21 protein-coding genes are annotated in these 19,342 nt (G+C 64.9%); 4 read left to right on the top strand and 17 right to left on the bottom strand.

Annotation, left to right across the window (positions count from 1 at the left end; all coding sequences use genetic code 11):
* Positions 1-64: 64 nt before the first annotated feature.
* From QOU61_RS18805 to pxpB, 3 genes are read right to left on the bottom strand one after another with little or no spacing between them, the layout of a single operon-like run.
* Complete coding sequence (locus QOU61_RS18805; RefSeq protein ID WP_289652702.1) at positions 65-835, bottom strand: LamB/YcsF family protein; 771 nt, start codon at positions 833-835, stop codon at positions 65-67.
* Positions 836-858: 23 nt separating this feature from the next.
* Positions 859-1,929, bottom strand: a complete 1,071-nt coding sequence (locus tag QOU61_RS18810; RefSeq protein WP_289652703.1) for a 5-oxoprolinase subunit C family protein — start codon at positions 1,927-1,929, stop codon at positions 859-861.
* Positions 1,926-2,657 carry a 5-oxoprolinase subunit PxpB gene (gene pxpB, locus QOU61_RS18815; protein WP_289652704.1) on the bottom strand — a complete coding sequence of 244 codons (732 nt, stop codon included), beginning with the start codon at positions 2,655-2,657 and terminating at the stop codon, positions 1,926-1,928. The genes QOU61_RS18810 and pxpB overlap by 4 nt, the downstream gene beginning before the upstream one ends.
* Before the next feature lie 190 nt (positions 2,658-2,847).
* Here pxpB and QOU61_RS18820 point away from each other — a divergent pair, with 190 nt between their 5' ends.
* Both QOU61_RS18820 and QOU61_RS18825 read left to right on the top strand, forming a co-directional pair.
* A complete protein-coding gene (locus QOU61_RS18820) occupies positions 2,848-3,546 on the top strand; it encodes a ribonuclease activity regulator RraA (RefSeq protein ID WP_289652705.1) in 699 nt (232 codons plus the stop codon).
* A 28-nt stretch (positions 3,547-3,574) separates the two neighbouring features.
* Positions 3,575-3,979 carry a (R)-mandelonitrile lyase gene (locus QOU61_RS18825; RefSeq protein ID WP_289652706.1) on the top strand — a complete coding sequence of 135 codons (405 nt, stop codon included), beginning with the start codon at positions 3,575-3,577 and terminating at the stop codon, positions 3,977-3,979.
* Positions 3,980-4,077: 98 nt separating this feature from the next.
* Here QOU61_RS18825 and QOU61_RS18830 read toward each other — a convergent pair whose 3' ends face one another.
* From QOU61_RS18830 to QOU61_RS18850, 5 genes are all read right to left on the bottom strand, one after another.
* Complete coding sequence (locus QOU61_RS18830) at positions 4,078-4,437, bottom strand: hypothetical protein (RefSeq protein ID WP_289652707.1); 360 nt, start codon at positions 4,435-4,437, stop codon at positions 4,078-4,080.
* Between the two features lie 208 nt (positions 4,438-4,645).
* A complete protein-coding gene (locus QOU61_RS18835) occupies positions 4,646-5,464 on the bottom strand; it encodes a DUF2147 domain-containing protein (RefSeq protein WP_289652708.1) in 819 nt (272 codons plus the stop codon).
* A 164-nt stretch (positions 5,465-5,628) separates the two neighbouring features.
* The gene (locus QOU61_RS18840; protein ID WP_289652709.1) at positions 5,629-6,096 is read right to left on the bottom strand and encodes a PaaI family thioesterase; all 468 of its coding nucleotides are present in this window, start codon (positions 6,094-6,096) and stop codon (positions 5,629-5,631) included.
* A complete protein-coding gene (locus tag QOU61_RS18845) occupies positions 6,072-6,671 on the bottom strand; it encodes a bifunctional transcriptional activator/DNA repair enzyme AdaA (RefSeq protein WP_502876965.1) in 600 nt (199 codons plus the stop codon). The genes QOU61_RS18840 and QOU61_RS18845 overlap by 25 nt, the downstream gene beginning before the upstream one ends.
* A 100-nt stretch (positions 6,672-6,771) precedes the next feature.
* Positions 6,772-7,545 carry a transporter substrate-binding domain-containing protein gene (locus tag QOU61_RS18850; protein ID WP_289652710.1) on the bottom strand — a complete coding sequence of 258 codons (774 nt, stop codon included), beginning with the start codon at positions 7,543-7,545 and terminating at the stop codon, positions 6,772-6,774.
* Between the two features lie 102 nt (positions 7,546-7,647).
* On the opposite strand from QOU61_RS18850, the gene QOU61_RS18855 reads away from it, so the two are divergent.
* On the top strand, positions 7,648-8,157 hold the full coding sequence (locus QOU61_RS18855) for a DUF1993 domain-containing protein (RefSeq protein ID WP_289661600.1): 510 nt from the start codon (positions 7,648-7,650) through the stop codon (positions 8,155-8,157).
* Here QOU61_RS18855 and QOU61_RS18860 read toward each other — a convergent pair.
* From QOU61_RS18860 to QOU61_RS18890, 7 genes are all read right to left on the bottom strand, one after another.
* Positions 8,154-8,558, bottom strand: a complete 405-nt coding sequence (locus QOU61_RS18860) for a hypothetical protein (RefSeq protein WP_289652711.1) — start codon at positions 8,556-8,558, stop codon at positions 8,154-8,156. The two genes, QOU61_RS18855 and QOU61_RS18860, sit on opposite strands and share 4 nt — an antisense overlap.
* Positions 8,559-8,649: 91 nt before the next feature.
* Positions 8,650-10,074, bottom strand: a complete 1,425-nt coding sequence (locus QOU61_RS18865) for an amidase (RefSeq protein WP_289652712.1) — start codon at positions 10,072-10,074, stop codon at positions 8,650-8,652.
* A gap of 72 nt (positions 10,075-10,146) precedes the next feature.
* A complete protein-coding gene (locus QOU61_RS18870) occupies positions 10,147-11,136 on the bottom strand; it encodes a hydroxyacid dehydrogenase (RefSeq protein WP_289652713.1) in 990 nt (329 codons plus the stop codon).
* 31 nt (positions 11,137-11,167) lie between these two features.
* The gene (locus tag QOU61_RS18875) at positions 11,168-12,268 is read right to left on the bottom strand and encodes an ABC transporter ATP-binding protein (RefSeq protein ID WP_289652714.1); all 1,101 of its coding nucleotides are present in this window, start codon (positions 12,266-12,268) and stop codon (positions 11,168-11,170) included.
* Between the two features lie 6 nt (positions 12,269-12,274).
* Positions 12,275-13,186, bottom strand: a complete 912-nt coding sequence (locus QOU61_RS18880; RefSeq protein ID WP_289652715.1) for a carbohydrate ABC transporter permease — start codon at positions 13,184-13,186, stop codon at positions 12,275-12,277.
* Positions 13,186-14,124 carry a carbohydrate ABC transporter permease gene (locus QOU61_RS18885; RefSeq protein WP_289652716.1) on the bottom strand — a complete coding sequence of 313 codons (939 nt, stop codon included), beginning with the start codon at positions 14,122-14,124 and terminating at the stop codon, positions 13,186-13,188. Before QOU61_RS18885 ends, QOU61_RS18880 begins: the two co-directional genes overlap by 1 nt.
* 275 nt (positions 14,125-14,399) lie before the next feature.
* A complete protein-coding gene (locus QOU61_RS18890; RefSeq protein ID WP_289652717.1) occupies positions 14,400-15,740 on the bottom strand; it encodes an ABC transporter substrate-binding protein in 1,341 nt (446 codons plus the stop codon).
* Positions 15,741-16,208: 468 nt separating this feature from the next.
* On the opposite strand from QOU61_RS18890, the gene QOU61_RS18895 reads away from it, so the two are divergent.
* Entirely contained in the window at positions 16,209-16,958 is a 750-nt protein-coding gene (locus QOU61_RS18895; protein ID WP_289652718.1) for a Spy/CpxP family protein refolding chaperone, read from the top strand.
* Between the two features lie 283 nt (positions 16,959-17,241).
* On the opposite strand, the gene QOU61_RS18900 is transcribed toward QOU61_RS18895, so the two are convergent.
* Together QOU61_RS18900 and QOU61_RS18905 are read right to left on the bottom strand one after the other, a co-directional pair.
* On the bottom strand, positions 17,242-17,643 hold the full coding sequence (locus QOU61_RS18900; protein WP_289652719.1) for a VOC family protein: 402 nt from the start codon (positions 17,641-17,643) through the stop codon (positions 17,242-17,244).
* Between the two features lie 68 nt (positions 17,644-17,711).
* Complete coding sequence (locus QOU61_RS18905) at positions 17,712-19,118, bottom strand: MFS transporter (protein ID WP_289652720.1); 1,407 nt, start codon at positions 19,116-19,118, stop codon at positions 17,712-17,714.
* Positions 19,119-19,342: the final 224 nt, after the last annotated feature.

The raw sequence follows: 19,342 nt of genomic DNA on the forward strand, positions 1-19,342 counted from the left end.
CGCGAACCGGTGCCCACCCCGGATCGTGTCCGGGGCAGGCTTTCGCTCGAAAACGCGATGGATTTCACGTCGCGCGCTTGAACGGCGCAACCGCAATTCCGGCTTCCTTCAGCGCCTGCCGCACGCCGCGGGCGATCTCGACGGCGCCCTGCGTATCGCCATGAATGCAGACGGTATCGGTGCGCATCTTGATCACCTTGCCGGTCACGGACACCACCGCGCCATCCTGCACCATCCGCACCACGCGATCGGCAATCTGCTTCGCGTCGTGCAGCACGGCGCCCGGCTTGCGCCGAGAGACCAGGTTGCCGTCGTCCTCATAGGCGCGGTCGGCGAATACCTCGTGCACCATCGGCAGGTTGGCGGCTTCGCCGGCCTTCACCAGCTTCGAGTTGGCAAGCACCACGAAGACGAGATTGGGATCGACCGCCTTGATTGCGCTCGCGATCGCCTTCGCCGTCATGTCGTCCTCGCAGGCGACGTTCGACAGCGCGCCATGCGCCTTGATGTGGGTGACCTTGTGGCCGGCCGCGGTCGCGATCGCCTGCAGCGCGCCGATCTGGTAGGCGACGAGGTTCTCGATCTCCGCAGACGTCAATCCGGGAACCGGGCGGCGGCCGAAGCCGTGCAGGTCGCGGTAGCCGGGGTGGGCGCCGATGCTGACCCCACGCGCCTTCGCGAGATCGACGGTCTTGCGCATGATGTCGGCGTCGCCGGCGTGGAAGCCGCAGGCGATGTTGACGCTGGTCGCAAGCTCGATCATGGCAGCGTCGTTGCCCATCTCCCAGGGCCCGAAGCTTTCGCCGAGATCGCAGTTGAGATCGATTGATGTCATGGGCTTTGTCCTCTGGGGAAGGCCTATTCCGGCGTGCGTGCAATCTGCCAGGTTCCGGCGTCGACCGCGCTCACGGCGCTGCCGGCGACATTAGCATCGCGGAGTGCGTCGAGGTTGAGGTCGCGGCCGCTGAGGTCGCCCAGCCGATCGGGCAGCGCGCGCAAGAGCGCCGCGAACTGCTTGGCGTCCTCCTGCGCTTCGGCGACGCTGACCGCCTTGAAGCGGAATCCGCTTCCCGCCGGAATTTGCGCAAAGCGCCCGAAGTCGGCCGAGATCACGGTTGCGATCTTGGGATAGCCGCCGCTGGTGCCGCGGTCCGGCATCAGCACGATCGGCATGCCGTTGCCGGGCACCTGGATGCTGCCGTTCACGGTGCCGTCGGAGACGATGTTGTGGCCGTGCAGATGTTTGATCGCGGGGCCTTCGAGCCGGAAGCCCATGCGGTCGCTGGTTGCGGAAATCTTCCACTCGCTGTCGAGGAACAGCGCCTTGGCCTCATCGGAAAACTCATCGTCCTGGGGCCCGAACACAACGCGGATCGGACCTGTGTCGGCGGGGGGCAGTTCGATACGGCGCTCGGCGGCGCCGCTGGCGGCGGCCGTCGTCAGTTCATCGCCAGCCTGAAGTGGCCGCGGGTAGGGGCTGCCGAGCCCGGCGCGCGCGTTGACCGCGAGGCTTCCAAAGGTCGGTTCGCCCAGGATGCCGCCTTCGAGCGCGAGATAGCTGAACGAGCCGCCGCGGGCGAAGCCAAGCGTCAGCGTCTCGCCATCCGCAAGCGTGGCCGAGCTGTCGACCGCGATCGCGCGACCGGCGATGTCGGCGCTGCGCGGCGCGCCGGCAAGACCAATCCTCACCGCGCCACCGCGCGCAGTGAAGGAGGCCGCGAACGGGCTGATCTCGACCGCGGCGGCAAAGGGCTTGTTGCCGACCAGCGTGTTGGCGGCCGCGAGCGCCAGCCGGTCGATGGCGCCGCTCGGCACGAGCCCGTAGCGCTGCGCGCCCGGCCGGCCGCCGTCCTGAACGGAGCTTGCCGGCCCGATCGATGCGACCACGAGCCGAGTAGTGGTGGACTTCAAATCGGCGGTACTGCTCATGCGGCGATCAATTCGGCGATGATCTCGCCGGCCTCCGCGGCCCTGTCCTGCTCCGCAAAGGCCGTGGCGTCGATGGGGAAAAGCGTAACGCGATCACCGGGTTCCAGGAGGAACGTGGGATTTCGATTGAGCTGATAGGTGCGCACCGGGGTGCGTCCCAGAAGGTGCCAGCCGCTGGGGCCGGAAATGCACTGGATGCCGGTCTGTACCCCGCCGATGGAGATCGTGCCTGATGGCGTCACCAGCCGCGGCGCGTGCCGCCGCGAGAGCTGAAGCGACGGCACGAGCCCGCTGAGATAGGACCAGCCCGGCGTAAAGCCGATCATGGCGACGCGATAGACGGGCTCGGTATGGCGACGGACGATTTCGTCCGGCGTCGTATTGAGAGCCTTGGCGACGTCCTCGAGGTCGATGCCGTGCTCGCCGCCATAGGCCACCGGCACACGCCAGCGCCGGGCCTTCGACGAAGGCGGCGAGGGGCGCTCCGCCAGCGCGGACAGTTTTGCGCCGAGGGCCGCAAAGCCGATCATGGTCGGATCGTAATGGACCAGCAGTGAGCGATAGGTCGGCACGGTCTCGGTCACGCCGACGATTTTGGCCTCGGCGACTGCCCGATCCAGCGCCAGCACCCGCTCATTGGCGGCATCGTCGATGTCACGGCTGAACTCAACCGTGATGGCGGCATCGCCACTCGGCAAAAGGCGGGGCGGGGTGAGGGTCTCGACCATGGCATGTACTTTCGCGCGCGCAAGCTAGCCTGTTTTTGAATGCACGCAAATGACGCTGCAACTTCAATAAATTAATCTACTCGTCACCGATAAGATGTTGTGATCGGTGAGGCCATTCTCGCCCTTGACGCGCTCCCCCAGCACCGCAAGATGGCGCCGCGAAATTATTCCACCGGAGCCCGCTTTTTCGATGTCCCTGTCCCCCGACGCCATCAAGACGCTGTCGCACATCACGACCGCCACCATCACCACAATCCTGCTCAAGAAGGGCCTGCGGAACATCTGGATGCGCGGCACGCGGCCGTTGAAGCCGGGGCTGCCGCGTCTCGTCGGCCCGGCTTTCACGCTGCGCTTCGTCCCCGCGCGGGAGGACCTCGCGACGCCGGAATCCTGGTCGTCGCCGATCTCGACCCGCACCGCGATCGAGGCGATGCCCGAAGGCTGCATCGCCGTGGTCGACGCGATGGGGATCTCCGATGCCGGGATTTTCGGAGACATCCTCTGTGCGCGGATGGTCAAGCGCAAGGTCACGGCGCTGGTCACGGATGGCGTGGTGCGCGACGTCGAGGGCGTGCTCGGCACCGGCATGCCGGTCTGGTGCAACGGCTATGCGGCGCCGCCCTCGGTCGCCGGTCTCACCTTCGTCGGCTGGGGCGAGCCGATCGGCTGCGGCGGGGTCGCGGTGTTTCCGAACGACATCGTGGTTGCCGACCAGGACGGTGCGGTCCTGATCCCGCAGGCCTTGCTCGACCACGTGCTCAGCGAAGGCCCGGAGCAGGAACGGATGGAAGGCTGGATCGTCAATGAGGTGAAGAATGGCGCGCAACTGCCGGGGCTCTATCCGATGAATGCCGAGACCAAGGCGCGCTACGCCGCGTCCAAGAAATAACAGCAAGCGAATACAAGGGAGACAAGCGATGGAAATCCATCTTGCGGGCTCGCGGCCGACGCGGCGTGCGCCGAAGGAGAATTTCACCGGCACGGTGCTGCAGGACCCGATCAACATGGCGCCGGCGCCGGCGCGGCTGAACTGCTCCCGCGTCTCGTTCGAGCCCGGCGCGCGCACCGCCTGGCACACCCATCCGCTCGGCCAGACGCTCTACGTGATTTCGGGCGTGGGGCGGGTGCAGGCCAAGGGTGGCCCGATCCGTGAGATCCGGCCGGGCGACGTGGTCTGGATTCCGCCGAACGAGAAGCACTGGCACGGCGCTTCACCCAACAACAGCATGACCCACATCGCCATGCAGGAGGCGCTCGACGGCGTCTACTCGACCTGGATGGAGCATGTCACCGACGCCGAATATTTTGCGCCGGTCGGCTAGTGTCCCGAATCCGAAGTTCGCAACATTTCGCGACCGGCACCTAGCGAACTTCGGATTCGAAAGGACGCTAGCAAACTCGTGATTCCAGTGTGGCGGCCCTATATCCGCTGCGCCACCCAGGTGCCCGAGCACATCGCGGCGCGCCAGGTGCCGGAGCCCGACGTGCCCGACAGGTGACCAAAGCCGATGGCGCGCTTGATGCCGCTCGTCAGCGTGACGCTGATGGTGCCGGCCTCGGCAACGCGGCCCGATGCGCTCACCATGGCGGTGTTGGAAGCAATCTGGCCGTTGCTGATGCCGAGCGAGACGCTGGCGCTGCTCGGACAGGCGTTGCCTGACGAGGCGATCTGCACGCTCCAGGTCCCGTCGAAGGTCGAGGCGGCGGCAGGCGTTGCAGCCGTCAGCGCCAGCAGCGCGACCAGACGGGTAGTGGAAAAGAGCTTGCTGAAATGTCCCATGGCGTGCCCCTGTGATTGAACACGCACAAGGTGGCACGGCGGCGCCGCGGCGGATGTGATGGTGGTCACGCGTAACACCGCTCGCTTGGTCTTGCCTCGAACGCATTGGCTGCAAAGCCTGAGGCGGCGTGATCTGGCGTACGCTCAGGCCGCACAAAAGCAAAAGGCGCCGCGAGGGCGGCGCCTTCGGCGCAGGGAAAACGAAAAGTCAGTTTACCCGGGTCCAGGTCTGGCCGCCGCAAAACATGCCGCCGAACGCACAGCCTTGCACGCGCAGCGTATTGGACCCTATCAGCGCGATGGTCGAGTCATAGGTCGAGCCGGTGTTGGGATCGAGGATGCGGCCGTTCCATTTCAGGTCCCTGCCCAGCCTCATGTTGATCAACACCTGCTCGCCATTGGCGTTCGATTTCGCATCGACCGAATAGCCGCACAGATTGGTGCCGCATTGCTCGATCCGGACCTTGCCTTCCTTCTCCTCGGTCAGCCAGACGCCGACGGGCGAGTTGAGGTCGCGCGCCGCTGCCGGTGCCTGTTGAGACGGCGACGCCGGTGCGACGGCCACCGTCGCGGGAGGCGGGGCAGGTGACGCGGGCTGGGGTGCCGGAATGCCAGCCTGCTGCGGTTGCGGCGCAGGAGCGGATGGCGCCGCGACAGCCGTATCCGTCGGTTGCGCGTTGACGGTTGGCGGCGTGGGTATCGGCTGCGTATTGGCCGGCGTCGGTGCCGCCTGCTGAACCGCGGGAGCTGCCGGGGCAGGCGCGGGCGGTGGCGCGTTCGCTTGAGGCGGGGCCTGTGGGTCGACTTTGGCCTCCTGGGGTGGCTGCTGCTTCTGCGGCTTGTCGCCGGTCTGCTCGCCGCGGGCCTTCTTCGAACGCCGGCCGGTATTGTCGTAGACGCCGGGAATCGAGACCGTTCCGCGATCGGGATCGATCCGGATGGTGCGGCCGCCATACTCGAAGGTGTATTGCGCCTGCGCGGCGCTGCTCGCCAGCACAAGCGCCGCGATGGCCAACAGCGTCTTCATCGTGATCTCCTGAGCGAGAATTCCTCTCAAGGAATCCTAGACCTCGACCATGGTTCAAAGCGTGATCTGGATCACGTTCCATGATTAGTTCGCAGGCTAGCCGGATTGGTTCAACGCGGCCAGTCACGCGTGTTGCGAACCCGGCTTTAGGCCGGTGGCGCGGGTCACGGCTGGAAGATCATGCAGGTGGTCGTGCCATGGGCGAGCAGCCGTCCACCCTCATCCGTGATCCGGCCTTCGGCGGTACCGATCCGGCGTCCCCGATTGAGCACCACGCCTTCGGCCCTGATCGTCCCCATTCCCGGCGTGATCGGACGGACCAGCGAAATCTTGAATTCGAGCGTGGTCTGACTGACGCCTTTTTCCAGCGTCGTCCAGATCGCAAGTCCCATGCAACTGTCGAGCAGCGTCGCGGCCACGCCACCATGCACGGTGCCGGCCGGATTGAGCTGATCGTCCCTGGGCTGCATGGTGATGACGACCCTTCCGCTTGAGGCCTCCGTGATGTCGTAGCCGAGCGTTCGTGCAAAGGTGTTGAGGGGCAGCGAGCCGTCGACAAGGCCCTGCACGAACGCGATGCCGCTCAATTCCTCTCTCCGCTCGGTGCTCACGGTGCCGTAGGTCTTAGCCATGGATTTCCCTTGCGCGATGATGAGTGGCCCCGAAAAGCAGATGGCGGGCGTCCATATAGATTGACGAACGCAGCACTCATGCGGCGTGAGCTGGAAAAGCCGGCGCTCCGCGCGATGTCGGTGACCGGAAGATCGGTGTCATCCAGCAGGCGCTTGGCGCGCTGCACGCGAAGCGACTGCGCGACCTGCGCCGGCGATGCATCGAGATGGGCGGCGAACAGGCGCGATAGATGGCGCGTGCCGATCCCCAGCCGGCCGGCCAGCGCCTCGACGCCGCCCTGGTCGAGTGCGCCGGCCTCGATCAACGACAGTGCCCGTTCGACCGTGGTCCGCGTACCCTTCCATGCGGGGCAGAACGGGGCGGTCTCGGGACGGCAGCGCAGACAAGGCCGGTAGCCCGCACGTTCCGCCGCCGCAGCACTCGGGTAGAAGCAGACATTGCGCGCCAGCGGCGTGCGTGCCCGGCAAACCGGCCGGCAATAAACCCCGGTTGTCCTCACGGCCACGAAGACGACGCCGTCGAGCGCGGGATCGCGGCGTCGGAAGGCCTCGTACCGGTTGGCAAAATCGGACATGACCCGCTTTATACAGGCGAGCATGGCCGCCACGCGAGTGGCGCGCGGAGACGAAGTCCGAAAACGACCGATCCGTCCGGCGGTCGCAGCCCGCTGCAGTCTACTCGAACCAGGCTGAATAGATCTTCTTGAAACTGCCGTCGGAAAACGCGATGTGCAGCCACTGATCGACGAAGTCCTTCCATGCAGCATCGCGTTGCAGCCAGTATGCTTTCTCCGAAAAGTCGAACGGCTTGTCGGGGTGAACGGCGCAGAGCACGCCGGCGTGCAGCTTCTGCTGGTAGCGCGTCTCCGAGGCGTCGGTCATCATCACGTCGGCATGGCCGCTTGCGATCTCGTCGAAGATGGTGACGTTGTCGTCATGGACCTTGATCTCGGCGTGATGGACGTTGGCGCGCGCGAAACGCTCGTTGGTGCCGCCGGGATTGACGATGACGCGCGTGCCGGCCTGGTCGATGCCGGCGATCGTCTCGTATTTCGCCGCATCGGTGCAGCGTGCGATCGGCGTCTTGCCCTCGCGCATCACGGGAATCGAGAAGGCGCCCTTCTTCTGGCGGTCCAGCGTGATCGAGACGCCGCCCATGGCGATATCGAACCTGTCAGCCTCGAAATCCCTGGTCAGTTGCGGCCACGCGGTTCGTACGAACTCAACCTTGACGCCGAGCGCCTTGCCCAGCGCCTCCGCCATGTCGACGTCGAAGCCGCGGAATTGGCCGCTTTCCTTGTCGAGATAGGTGAAGGGCCGGTAGTCGCCGGTCATGCCGACCCGCAATGTGCCGCGTTTGATGATGTCGTCGAGGCGGGTGGCTTGCTGCGCCTGCGCCGCAGTGGCGAGCAAGAGCGCAGCGATCGGGACGATCCATTTCCGGAGCATGATACTTTCCTGGCGGGGAATTGCGATGACAGCCTGCCGTCGATCGTCTAGACCAGATCGCAGCAACAGGCGAGGGGCGGGAGAAACACGGTGAGCCTTTCGATGCACGAGGCGTCCGTTGGCGTGTTCGTGCCGTATCTGCACAACCTGTCCAGCCTGCTTGATCGCGCGACGGCCTACGCGGAATCGAAGGGCATCGACCCCGCCGTGCTGCTTGGCATGCGGCTTTATCCCAACATGTACGATTTGAGGCAGCAGGTTGCGGAAGCGGTCCGCCACGCGGTGGTCGGCTGCGGGCTGCTGGCCGGCCGTGACCCGCCCGGCTTTGCCGAGGCAGGGTTTGATCTCGGCGAGCTGAAATCCCGCGTCGCCGCCGCGATCGGCTTTCTCGAAAGCCTGCCGCGCGAGGCGATCGATGGCGCCGCCGATCGCGAGGTGATCTTCCGGTTCAGGAACGGGAGGGAGCGCACATTCTCCGGACGCACGCTGCTGCTGTCGTTCAGCGTGCCACAGTTCTTTTTTCACGTGACGACGGCCTACGACATCCTGCGCCACGCAGGGGTCGAGCTCGTCAAGAAGGACTTTCTGGGTCCGCCGCGCGGCGAGGGTTAGCTCTCGCCGGCCTCGCTGCGCGCCAGCAGCGCAGCCTCGCTGCGGCTGGCCATCTCGCTCCTGAGCTCCTCGAAGCGCAGCCGCGCCGCGCTTTCGCGCTGGTCAACCATGCGGACCGCGGCGTCCAGGCTCATCGGACCGGAAATCGCCGGCACTGAATTCTGGCCGATTGTCTCGTCGACATAGTAGGCGCCGTCGTCGCCATGGCGAACCGTCCATCTGAAGCGGATCGCTTCCATCGGCCCGGGACCGACCTTGAAATAGCCGTCGGCCTGTTCGGGAGCCAGCGTGACCGGGCTCTCCTCGATCGCGGGCCTTTCGGCCAGGCGATGCGGTTCCGAATGTTCAAGGATGCTCGCGATCGTCGCAAGCGCATGGTCGGTCGGGTCGGGCTGGTTCAAGATGATGGTCTCCCCATTGCGGCGAAGGCGGTGAGCGGACCGGCGCGCCGGGAACCATTGGTGAGGGCGATTGCGGCTGAGTTTTGGCTATTTATGCGTAAACTGGGGGCAGCCTGGCGGCCCACGGCCGTTCCCTTTCGAGCTGGGCGGCGAGCCGCAACAGCGTCGCCTCTTCGCCGAAGCGCGCCGCGAACATCATGCCGAGCGGCAGACCGGCCTTGTTCCAGGCCAGTGGCACCGACATCGCCGGCTGGCCGGACATGTTGAACATGGAGGTGCCGGGCATGTAACGCCGCAGCGTCGGCGCGATGTGCGTCAGATCCTGCGCCATGGTGTCGAGCTCGCCGATCCTGAGCGGCGGCGTGCACAGGGTCGGACAGAGGAATAGATCGTAGACCTGGAAAAATTCCGCCAGCGCCCGCGAAATCTGGAAGGCATCCTGCTGGGCGGCGACATAGTCGGCGGCCGACATCTTGAGTCCGTTATGGGCGCTGGCGAGCGTCAATACCTCGAAATCCCTGTCGGTCATGGCGCGGCCGAAGCGCTGCTCGGCAATGCGCAGATTGACCGCGGTATTGGCGCTGACGATCGAAGCCATCACCGCGGCTGGATCGGCGGCGAGCGGCACCGCGCGTTCCTCGACATGGTGGCCGAGCTTCGACAGCAGCCCTGCGACATCGCGTACCGCAGCCGCAACCTCGGGATCGATGGCGTCGCCATAGGGCGATCTGTCGGTGAAGGCGATGCGCAGGCGGCCTGGATCGCGCTTGATCTCCTCCGCATAGGGCCGCGCCTGCGGCGGCGCCACATAGGGGCTCGACGGCTCGGGGCCACAGATCGCGTCCAGCATGAGCGCGCTGTCGCGCACACTGATGCTGACGACGTGGCCGACCGAAAAACCGCTCCAGCCCTCGCCGCGATCGGGACCGAGCGGGTTGCGTGCCCGCGTCGGCTTCAGCCCGAACACGCCGCAGGCGGAGGCCGGAATCCGGATCGAGCCGCCGCCGTCGCTCGCATGCGCAACAGGCAGGATGCGCGCCGCGACCGCGGCCGCCGCGCCGCCGGACGAACCGCCCGAGGAATGCAAGGGATTCCAGGGATTGCGGGTCGGACCGTGCAGTCGCGGCTCGGTGGTCGGCATCAGGCCGAATTCGGGACTTGCGCTCTTGCCGAAGATCGTGACCCCGGTTGCGAGAAAGCGCCGGGCGAGGGTGCCGGTGTGGTCGGCGACATTATCCCGGTACACGCTCGCGCCTGACGTCGTGACCGTGCCTTCGAGCAGGTCGAGATCCTTCAGGAGAAAGGGCACGCCCTTGAACGGACCATCGGGCAGGCCGTCGGCGATCTGCCGCTCGGCGTGGTCGTAGTGCTTCACCACCACCGCATTGATCGTGGGATCGACACGCGCAGTGCGGGCGATCGCCTCGTCAAGCAGCTCCTTCGGCGTGACCTCGTTCTTGCGTACAAGCTCGGCGAGGCCGACCGCGTCGTACCCGCTGTATTCCCTGAAAGCCATCGGAATGCCCTCCGAATGAAATGCAGAAATCGATCGTGGTGACTGGCGGCTTGGAAGCGACGGAGTCTGGGATCAGCCGAGCACGTCCTGGTTTATCACGTTGGTCCGGATCGGCGTGCCGTCGAGCGCGCTCAGGATGTTGAGTGCGGTCTGCTCGCTCATGCGCTCGACCGCCTCGACCGTGACGCCCGCCACATGCGGCGCCGTGATGACGTTGGCCAGCTTGAACAGCGGATTGTCGACCGGCGGCGGTTCCTGCTCGAACACGTCGAGGCCGGCACCGGCGAGCTTGCCGGATACCAGCGCCTCATGCAGCGCCTTCTCGTCGATGAGGCCGCCGCGCGCGGTGTTGATCAGATAGGAAGCAGGCTTCATGCGCTTCAGCCTGTCGGCGTTGAACAGCCCGACCGTCTCCGGCGTCTTCGGACAATGGATGCTGACGAAATCGGCACGCGGCAGCGCCGCGTCGAGATCGGCAACCGGCTCGCAGCCGGCCGCCTGGATGTCCGAGGCCGGCTTGTAGGGGTCATAGACCAGCACCTGCATCTCCATCGCCTGGCAGCGCTTGGCCGTGCGGGTGCCGATGCGGCCGAAGCCGATGATCAGCACGGTTTTGCCATAGAGATCGAAGGGGAGCTGGCCAAGCCGGCTCGCCCACGTACCCTCCTTGACCATCGCATGCATTTCCTGCGCGCGCTTGGCGAGCGTCAGCATCATGAACAGCGCCTGCTCGGCAACCGAGGGTGAATTCGCGCTGCCTGCCACCATCAGCGGCACCTTGCGGCGGCTCAAGGCGGGCACGTCGACGGCGTCGTAGCCGACGCCTATCCGGGTCACCACCTGCATGTCTTTCGAGGCTTCGAGCTCGGGCTCGCCGAAGCGCGTGGCGCCGAGGGCTACGCCGTGGACCGGCGCGTGCTGCTTCAGCATCGCCTCAAAGTCGTTGGCCGAGATCAGGTTGGGAAACTCGACGAGTTCGATGTCGTCCCGTTCCGTGAGGAGTGCCCGTGCCTTCGGCGACATCGTCTGTGTGACAAAAATCTTCTTCTTGTTGGTCGTCATTTCCTGCCCTGGGTGATGCCTTCTAACGCCGTCAGACGACGACGCCGGTCACCTCGTTTAGCAGGTGCATGTTGTTGAGGTCCATCGCCAAACGGAAGGGGGCGCCATCCCGCGCGCCGGCATTGGGGGTGACACGGCCACATACTTGCGCGCCGTCCAGAGTGAAATAAACCAGCGTCTCCATGCCCATCGGCTCGGTGACGTCGAGCACGGTGTCGAACGCCTCGACGCCGGCTTGCTGATGCGTTTTTGCCTCGGCGATATGCTCGGGCCGAAGGCCGAGCAGCAGCCGGTCGTCCCGCGAGAGCGTCTTGTAGCGCGCCGCGCGCGCACCCGGCAGCGGGAAGGCAATGCGATCGGTGAGACGGATCGAAAGCGTCCCGCCGGCATCCTCCAATCGGCAGGGCAGGAAATTCATCGCGGGCGAGCCGATGAACCCGGCCACGAAGCGGGTCGCCGGGTGATGGTAGAGGTCGTTCGGCGTGCCGATCTGCTCGATGCGGCCCTTGTTCATGACCACCACGCGGTCGGCGAGCGTCATCGCCTCGACCTGGTCGTGGGTGACATAGACCGTGGTGGTGCGCACCTTCTGGTGCACCTTCTTGATCTCGATCCGCATCTGCACACGCAGCTTGGCGTCGAGGTTGGACAGCGGCTCGTCGAACAGAAAGACTTTCGGGTTGCGCACGATGGCGCGCCCCATCGCCACGCGCTGGCGCTGGCCGCCGGAGAGCTGCTTCGGCTTGCGGTCGATCAGGTCGGTGATGTCGAGCATGCGCGCGGCTTCCGTCACCCGGGTCCTGATCTCCTCCTTCGGGTAGCGCTTCAGGCGCAGGCCGAACGACATGTTCTCGGCGACCGTCATGTGCGGATAGAGCGCGTAGTTCTGGAACACCATCGCGATGTCGCGGTCCTTCGGGGGCACGTCATTGACGACGTCGCCGCCGATCATGATGTCGCCGTCGGTGATGTCCTCGAGCCCCGCGATCATCCGTAGCGTGGTGGACTTGCCGCAGCCGGAAGGTCCGACCAGCACCACGAATTCATGGTCGGCGATATCGAGGTCGATGCCGCGCACCGCCTCGACGTCGTCATAACGCTTGATCACCTTGCGCAACTGGACGTCGGCCATGAGTTTTCAACCCTTCGTGGCGCCGGCAGTGAGGCCGGCAACGTAATAGTCCATCAGGAATGCATAGATGATCAGCGGGGGCGCTGCGCCGAGCAGGGCGCCGGTCATGATCTGCCCCCAGTTGAACACATCGCCCTTGATCAGGGCGGTGATAATGCCCACCGGCATTACGAGCTGGTCGGTTGAAGTGGTGAAGACGAGTGGATAGAGGAACTGCGCCCAGGAGACGGTGAAGGCGAAGATGGTCGCCGCGATCAGGCCAGGCAGCGCCACCGGAATGAAGATCCGGGTCAGGGTCTGGAACCAGGAGGCGCCGTCGATGATCGCGGCTTCATCGAGCTCCTTCGGGATCGAGGCAAAATAGCCGATCATGATCCAGGTGCAGAACGGCACGGTGAGCGTCGGGTAGAGCAGCACCAGCACGTACCAGCGGTTGATGAGCTGGATACCGGTCCAGTCGCCGAAGGTGGCGAACATCTTGAACAGGGGGATGAACAGCAGCGAGTCCGGGATCAGGTAGGTCAGGAACACGCCGGTGGCGAGCGTCGCCGAGCCCCAGAATCTCATCCGCGACAATGCAAACGCTGCCGGGACGCTGATCAGCATCGTGATCGTGACGACCAGGATCGAGACCATCGCCGAGTTCCAGAAGAAGCGCAGGAACTGGTTCGAGGTCAGCAGCTCGATGTAGTTCGCAAGCGTCGGATGGAATATCCACCAGGGATTGGTCGCCGCCGAGATCTCCGCGCTGCTCTTCAGCGAGGTGATCAGCATGTAGAACGGCGGCACCAGCGAAAAGATCGCGAACAGGATCAGGAAGAAGTACGACCAGCGCAGCGCCCAGGCGCGGTCGCGGCTCATGCTGCCATATTTGACCTTGCGGGTCGGGCCAGCCTTATCGATCGTGACTGTGCTCATCAGGCCTCGTTCCCGCGTTTATTGACATCGCGCAGGATGAAGATCGCCGCGATCGCCAGGATCGGCAGCATGAACAGCGAAACGCTGGCGCCGAGCGGGATGTCGCTGCCCTCGATGCCGACGCGGAACGCCCAGGTGGCGAAGATGTGCGTGTGATCGAGCGGCCCGCCCGCGGTCAGGATGCGGACGATGTCGAAATTGGCGAAGGTGACGATCAGCGAAAACAGGGTCGTGATCGCTATGATGTTGCGCATCATCGGCAGCGTCACGTACCAGATGCGCTGCCACCAGTTGGCGCCGTCGATCGCGGCGGCCTCGTAGAGCTGCTCGGGCACCGATTTCAGCGCCGCGAGGTACATGATCATGAAGAACGGCGCGCCGTACCAGACGTTGACGAGGATCACCGAGAAACGCGCCCAATAGGCGTCGCCGGTCCACGGGATCGGTCCGATACCGAAGAAGCCGAGGGTGTAGTTGAAGGCGCTGTAGGAGGGATCGAACAGCCAGAGCCACGCCAGCGTGCTCATCGCCGGCGGAATGACCCAGGGCACCAGCAGCATGCCGCGCCATTTGCGCTGGCCCCTGGCGGGAATGTTGTGGACGAAATGGGCGACGATGAAGCCGATCAGCGCCTTGAAGATCACCGCGGTGACGGCAAAGATGCAGGACTGCTTGACCACCAACCAGAACGTCTCCCGCTTGAACAGGAACTCGAAATTGCCGAGTCCGATGAACTTGGTCATCGACTTGTTCAGCGTCGCCAGATGCAGCGAATAGAGGGCGGGATAGATCACGAGGATCGCGACCAGCAGGATCAGCGGCAGCGTCATCAGGAACGCAGCCGTGGACTTCCGCTTCAGCGCGCGATGCAGACCGGAGCGCTTCTTCGTGCCGATCTCGGCGGCAACGCTGCTCTGCCGAAATGCGATGTCAGCCATGGCGCGCGTCCCTCTCTCGGGAAAGTCGACGGGCGGGCCGGCGAGCCGGCCGCCGCGCAAGGTGAACATGCCGCTAGTGTCTCGATTCCGAAGTTCGCATCACTTTTGCGGACCCCTCGTTTGCGAACTATCGAAGGACACTAGCCAGTTATTGACCCAGGGAGGCTTTGGTTTAAGTCCGCATGACGAACTCGCGGCAATGATGCGGACTTCTGAACCGCCACACTGGACGCGCCGGGCGGCTCAAGCCGCCGCGGCGCCAATCGCGGCAGCCGTCAGCTTCGCATGAAGCCTTCGCACTCGCCTTCGGCCCAGGCGAGCGTCTTTTCCATCGCTTCGCCCTGGTAATAGCGCAGGCACATCTTGGTCAGTGTCGCCTGTGCATAGATCTGCTGCGCGACCTTGGGCGGCGCCGGCGATGCGGCGATCGACAGCGTCTGGTGGTTATAGGGGTTAGGATAGTGGAAGAGCGTGCCCTTCGGCGGCCCTTCCTCCTGCCAGATCTTCAAGGTCGTGAGTTTCTCGAAGGCCGGCAGGTCGTAGCCGCCGCTCGCGACCACCATCTTCTCGATCGAGGCTGGCTTCGACAGATGGACGAGCAGGCTCTTGGCCGCCTCCTTGTTCTTCGAGAAGTTCCACACCGTCCAGAAGTAAGGCAGGAACGGCGCGAAGCGGCCTTTCGGGCCAGCCGGGAAGCCATGAGTCCAGCACTGCTCGGCGACCTGCGGCGCATCGCGCTTGGCGACCGCCCAGGCACTCGGCGGGTTCATGATCATGGCGCCCTTGCCGGCGACCAGCCATTTGTTGTTGGAGGCGTCGTCCCAGGCCGCGACATCGGGCGGCAGGAAGGCGATCAGCTTCTTGTAGAATTCCAGCGCCTGGCGCACCGCGTCGGTCTTGACGGTGAGATTGCCCTTGGCGTCGACGAGCTGGGCGCCGAACGACTGGAACACCGCGCCGGCGGTGTCGACGCTGTCGCTGGTCTCGCCAAGTCCAATACCAAAGGGGAAGCCGCCCTTGTGGCAAGCTTCCGCAGCCTTGAGGAAGGTGTCCATCGTCCAGTTGTCGGCCTTGGGCGGCGAGCCTGCCGGATACATCTCCTGGACGTCGATGCCAGCGTATTTCTTCATGAGGTCGATGCGCGAGCAGGGGCCCTTGATCTGGCTGCCGACGCAGGCGGGAACGCCAAGCCACTTGCCGTCGAGCTGGCCGAGATATTTGACGGTGCCGTTGACCTCGCCGTTCTCGGCGACGATCGGGCCCATGATGTCGTTGACGGGTTCAAGCTGCTCGGAATTGGCGTGCGCCCACCAGGTCGGCATCGCGAAGATGTCGTGACCGGATTTGGCCTGCGCCTCGGCCGCTATGGTCACGAGATTCTTGTTGCCCTGGCTCGTGATGTAGTCGATCTGGACCTCGACCTTCTCCTTCTCGGCCCATTCATTGACGAGATCGGTAGAAGCCTTGTTGGCGCCGGGAACCCAGTGATCCCAGAATCCCATCGACAATTTGCCGGCAGCGCGAGCGGATCGAACGTAAGGTGCGGCAATCAGCGCGGCCGACGATAGCGCAGTGGCGGCCACGAATTGTCGACGAGTAAGTCTTCCCGATGACATTGGCGTTCCCTCCATTTTAAGCGCGATATTTTTGTTGTTTTTGCTTGTGCTCCGCCTGGGCCTTTGCGCGGCACGCTGGGCTTCTTCGTGCAAGCCCGCGGAGAAGTCTTTTCAAGATCAGAGCAGAATTGCCGGCTTCTGTCGAGAAATCAGGTGACAGCGCGGTCTAGAACTAACGTTGTGTATGCTCCGTGCGCACGTCGCCGGTGCGCGGGCAAGCGGCATGCGGCTGCGCTTTCCGATATTGCGCCGCACACGCCCCAGGCATCGCGCCGGTTGCCTCGCTTGCCTGCACGACGATATGGCGGCACGGTCGTCACGACCTAAGCGCTTTGCGTCGCTCGCCTTTCCTCATCATTCCCGATGCGACCATGGTGGACTTGGCCGCTGCTGCAACGATAAAATCGGGAATCGGCAGGGTACTGCCGCCCTCCAATCCAACGTCCAATCGATCATGGAGATGAAAATATGAGCAGCCCGACATCGACAGCGCGTGCGCGCCTGCGCTTCGCGCTCGGTGCCGTCGTCATGACGCTTCTTGCCGCGCCGTGGCCTGCGAATGCGCAAGTGGTGCAAGGCGTGGAGCGCGGCGCCCGCGAAGGCAACAGGGCGGCAGGGCCGGTGGGCGGTGTTCTGGGTGGCGCCATCGGCGGCATGGTCGGCGTCGTCACCGGCGTCACCGGCGTGTTCACTGGCAAGGGCGGCCAGCCGCAGCCGGCCCCGGCCGGCGAAGCCCGCAAGGACAACGCCAAGCCGGAGGGCGCAAAGGACACGGCCAAGGCAGGCAAGCCGGGCCCCGGCAAGGCAACCAAGACCGCCGCCAAGCAGCCGACCGTGCTGACCCAGGATGGCGCGCCGGTGCTGACCGCCGAGCAGATCGTCGCCAACAGCGACGCCTATGTCGAACGGATCAAGACCGAGCTGAAGCTCACGCCGGAGCAGGAAAAGAACTGGGCGGGCTTCTCGCGGGCGATGCACGATCTCGGCCACAATGGCGCCGACCGGCTCAATCTGCGCATTGCCCGCGCCAAGCGCGATCCCCCGGACGACATCGTCGAGCAGATGCGCAACGAAGCCCAGTTCCTGGTCGACCGCGCCGCGGATCAGCGCGCCGTCGCCGACGCCGCCGACCCGCTCTATGCGAGCCTCGACGACAAGCAGAAGCAGACCTTCATCGAGGAGATGGTGCGCCTGAGCCACGAGCGCGGGCTCGACTGACGCGTGGACAAAAGAAGGAGCGCCGGCGGCGAATAGCCGGGCAGACGCGCCCTGGGGTAGGTTGAAGGCACGGGCACCCGGCTATCCTGCCGCAGCGGCGCGGCGCTTCAATTCGTCACGCAATGTTGAAGAAAAGCTGGCCGACTGACGCCCGACTGATGGCGTAGTCGCGGCCTTGTCAGGAACTCGCGGTGTTCAAGGCGGGCTTTCGAAGGCAGCAGAAACGACAAGCCCGGCCGGTTATCCCGGCCGGGCTTGCTCAGCGATCAGGAAATTTGCGGCTTCAAGCCTTCGGGAAATTCAGTTCCACGCCGACGCCATCGGGATCGTAAAGGAAGATCTGGGTGTCTCCGGTGCGCGGCACGATCTGCTCGCGGAACTTGACATTCTTTGATTGCAGACGCCGCCGGACATCTTCGACATCGGTGGCGGCGAAGGCGATGTGGTCGAGCCGTCCGGTGTCCTCGAATTTCTTCTCGGTGCCGCGCACGACGATGCCGTCGCGGGGCTTGCGCGGCCCCATCAGGTGCACGGTGGCCTGGCCGCCGGAATAAAGCCAGTATCCCGGGAAATCGAGCGGCGGGCGGTCGCCGATCGCAAGCCCGAGCACGTCGACATAGAAGTTCTTGGTACGCTCGAGATCGTGGGGCTCGATCGTGTAGTGCTGCAGTCCGCCGAGAGGCATGGTTGTTCTCCTTGATTAGGCCGATTTGCGCGCCGCGCGGCGCGCCTTGATTATGGGTCTTTCGCGCCTCACGCCTGGCGAACCCGTGCCGTCGTCACGACTTCGGCGGCGCTGGTGAGCTCACGGTCGATATCCTCGATCGACTTGCCCCGGGTCTCGATGCCGAAGAAGTAATAGACGATGCCGGCCATCAGGAACCAGCAGCCGAGATAGACGAAGGCCATCGGGATTTGGGTCAGGGGCACGTCGGGCTTGAGGTAGTTGTCGGAGCCGACGATCAGCGCGAGCCCGACCGGGCCGATGATCTTGCCGATGCCGCCAAAGCCGTAGGCCGAGCCCATCCCCGAGGTGCGCAGATGTGACGGCCAGATTTCCGCGGCGTAGGGGCCAACGATCGCAAAGCCGCCATCGGCGAAGAAGAACGCCACTGCCAGGATCAGCCAGAACGCCGACCACCCCGCCCACATGACGTCATAGTTGTAGCCGGCGACGATGGTCAAAATTCCAGCGCCGAGCCCAAGCAGGCCGCCGGCGTTGCGTCGTCCCATCAGCTCGGAAAAGTAGGAGAAGGAGAGCCGTCCGACAAAGCCGAACAGGGTGAGCAGGATCATCATCCTGGCCGCTTCCTGCGGCGTCACCTTCAGAAGCAGGACGAACAGCGAAGGCGCCCAGAGCGTGAGGCCGTAGACGCCGGTCTGCGCGCCGGCATTGCCGAGCCACGACACCACGAGGCTGCGCGGATATTTGAACAGATCGAACCAGTTGGTCTTGATGATCGGGCCGGCGTCGGCCGCGGTCGGCATCGGCAGCGACGATGGCTCGACCTGGAGCGCCCAGGCGAGCGATTTGCGCGCCTCCTCGTAGCGCCCCTGCCGGCACAGCCAGCGCGGCGATTCCGGAACCCAGAGGCGGACCAGGAGCACCAGAAGCGCCGGCAGCACGCCGATCGCGAACAACAGCCGCCATTGTCCGGTTCCGATCATCGCGCCAAGCACCGCGCCGATGCCGACGCCGAGCGGGATGACGCAGGTCACGAGCCCGCCGACCCAGCCGCGCTTGGACGAGGGCATGAACTCCTGCACCAGCGGCAGGTCCACGCAATACAGGCCGCCGACGCCGGTGCCGACGAAGAAGCGCAGCACCGCCAGGTAGATCCAGCCGTTCTCGGGGGTGAAATAGAGCAGGCCCGTCGCGATCGAGAAATTGAGGACGGTGCCGATGAAGACGACGCGGCGCCCGATCCGGTCGGCGAGCCATCCCCAGGCATAGGCACCGATGATCGCACCGATGCCGGAGCTCATCAGGACGATGGCCGACTGGCCGAAGGTCAGCTTCCATGGCCCGATCAGGAACGCGAGCACGAAGCCGATCAGGAAGTAATCGAAGAACTCAAGTGCGTCGCCGATGATGGCGGCGGCGAGGATCTTGATCTGGTTGGCGGTCAGACTCGTCCGGCGATCGAGAATCTCGAACATGGCGTCTCCCCTTGGCGCATGTTCGTACTTCGGGTCGGGCGTCGCGCCATCGCACGGCCTCTCGAGAAAGGCTACCCTGAGGCTCACGGAGACGGCAAGCCCGCCGCGGCGCAGGGCAGGCGCGCTCCGACCAAGCTGCCCAAACCTTGTTCGCACCGCGGCCGCGCGGGTCGGCAAGGGATGGCTACCCAGGCGGCCGGCGACCGCGCCCCCGGGGTATTTTT

Origin of the sequence: Bradyrhizobium sp. NP1, assembly GCF_030378205.1 — a bacterium.
Lineage (GTDB): Bacteria > Pseudomonadota > Alphaproteobacteria > Rhizobiales > Xanthobacteraceae > Bradyrhizobium.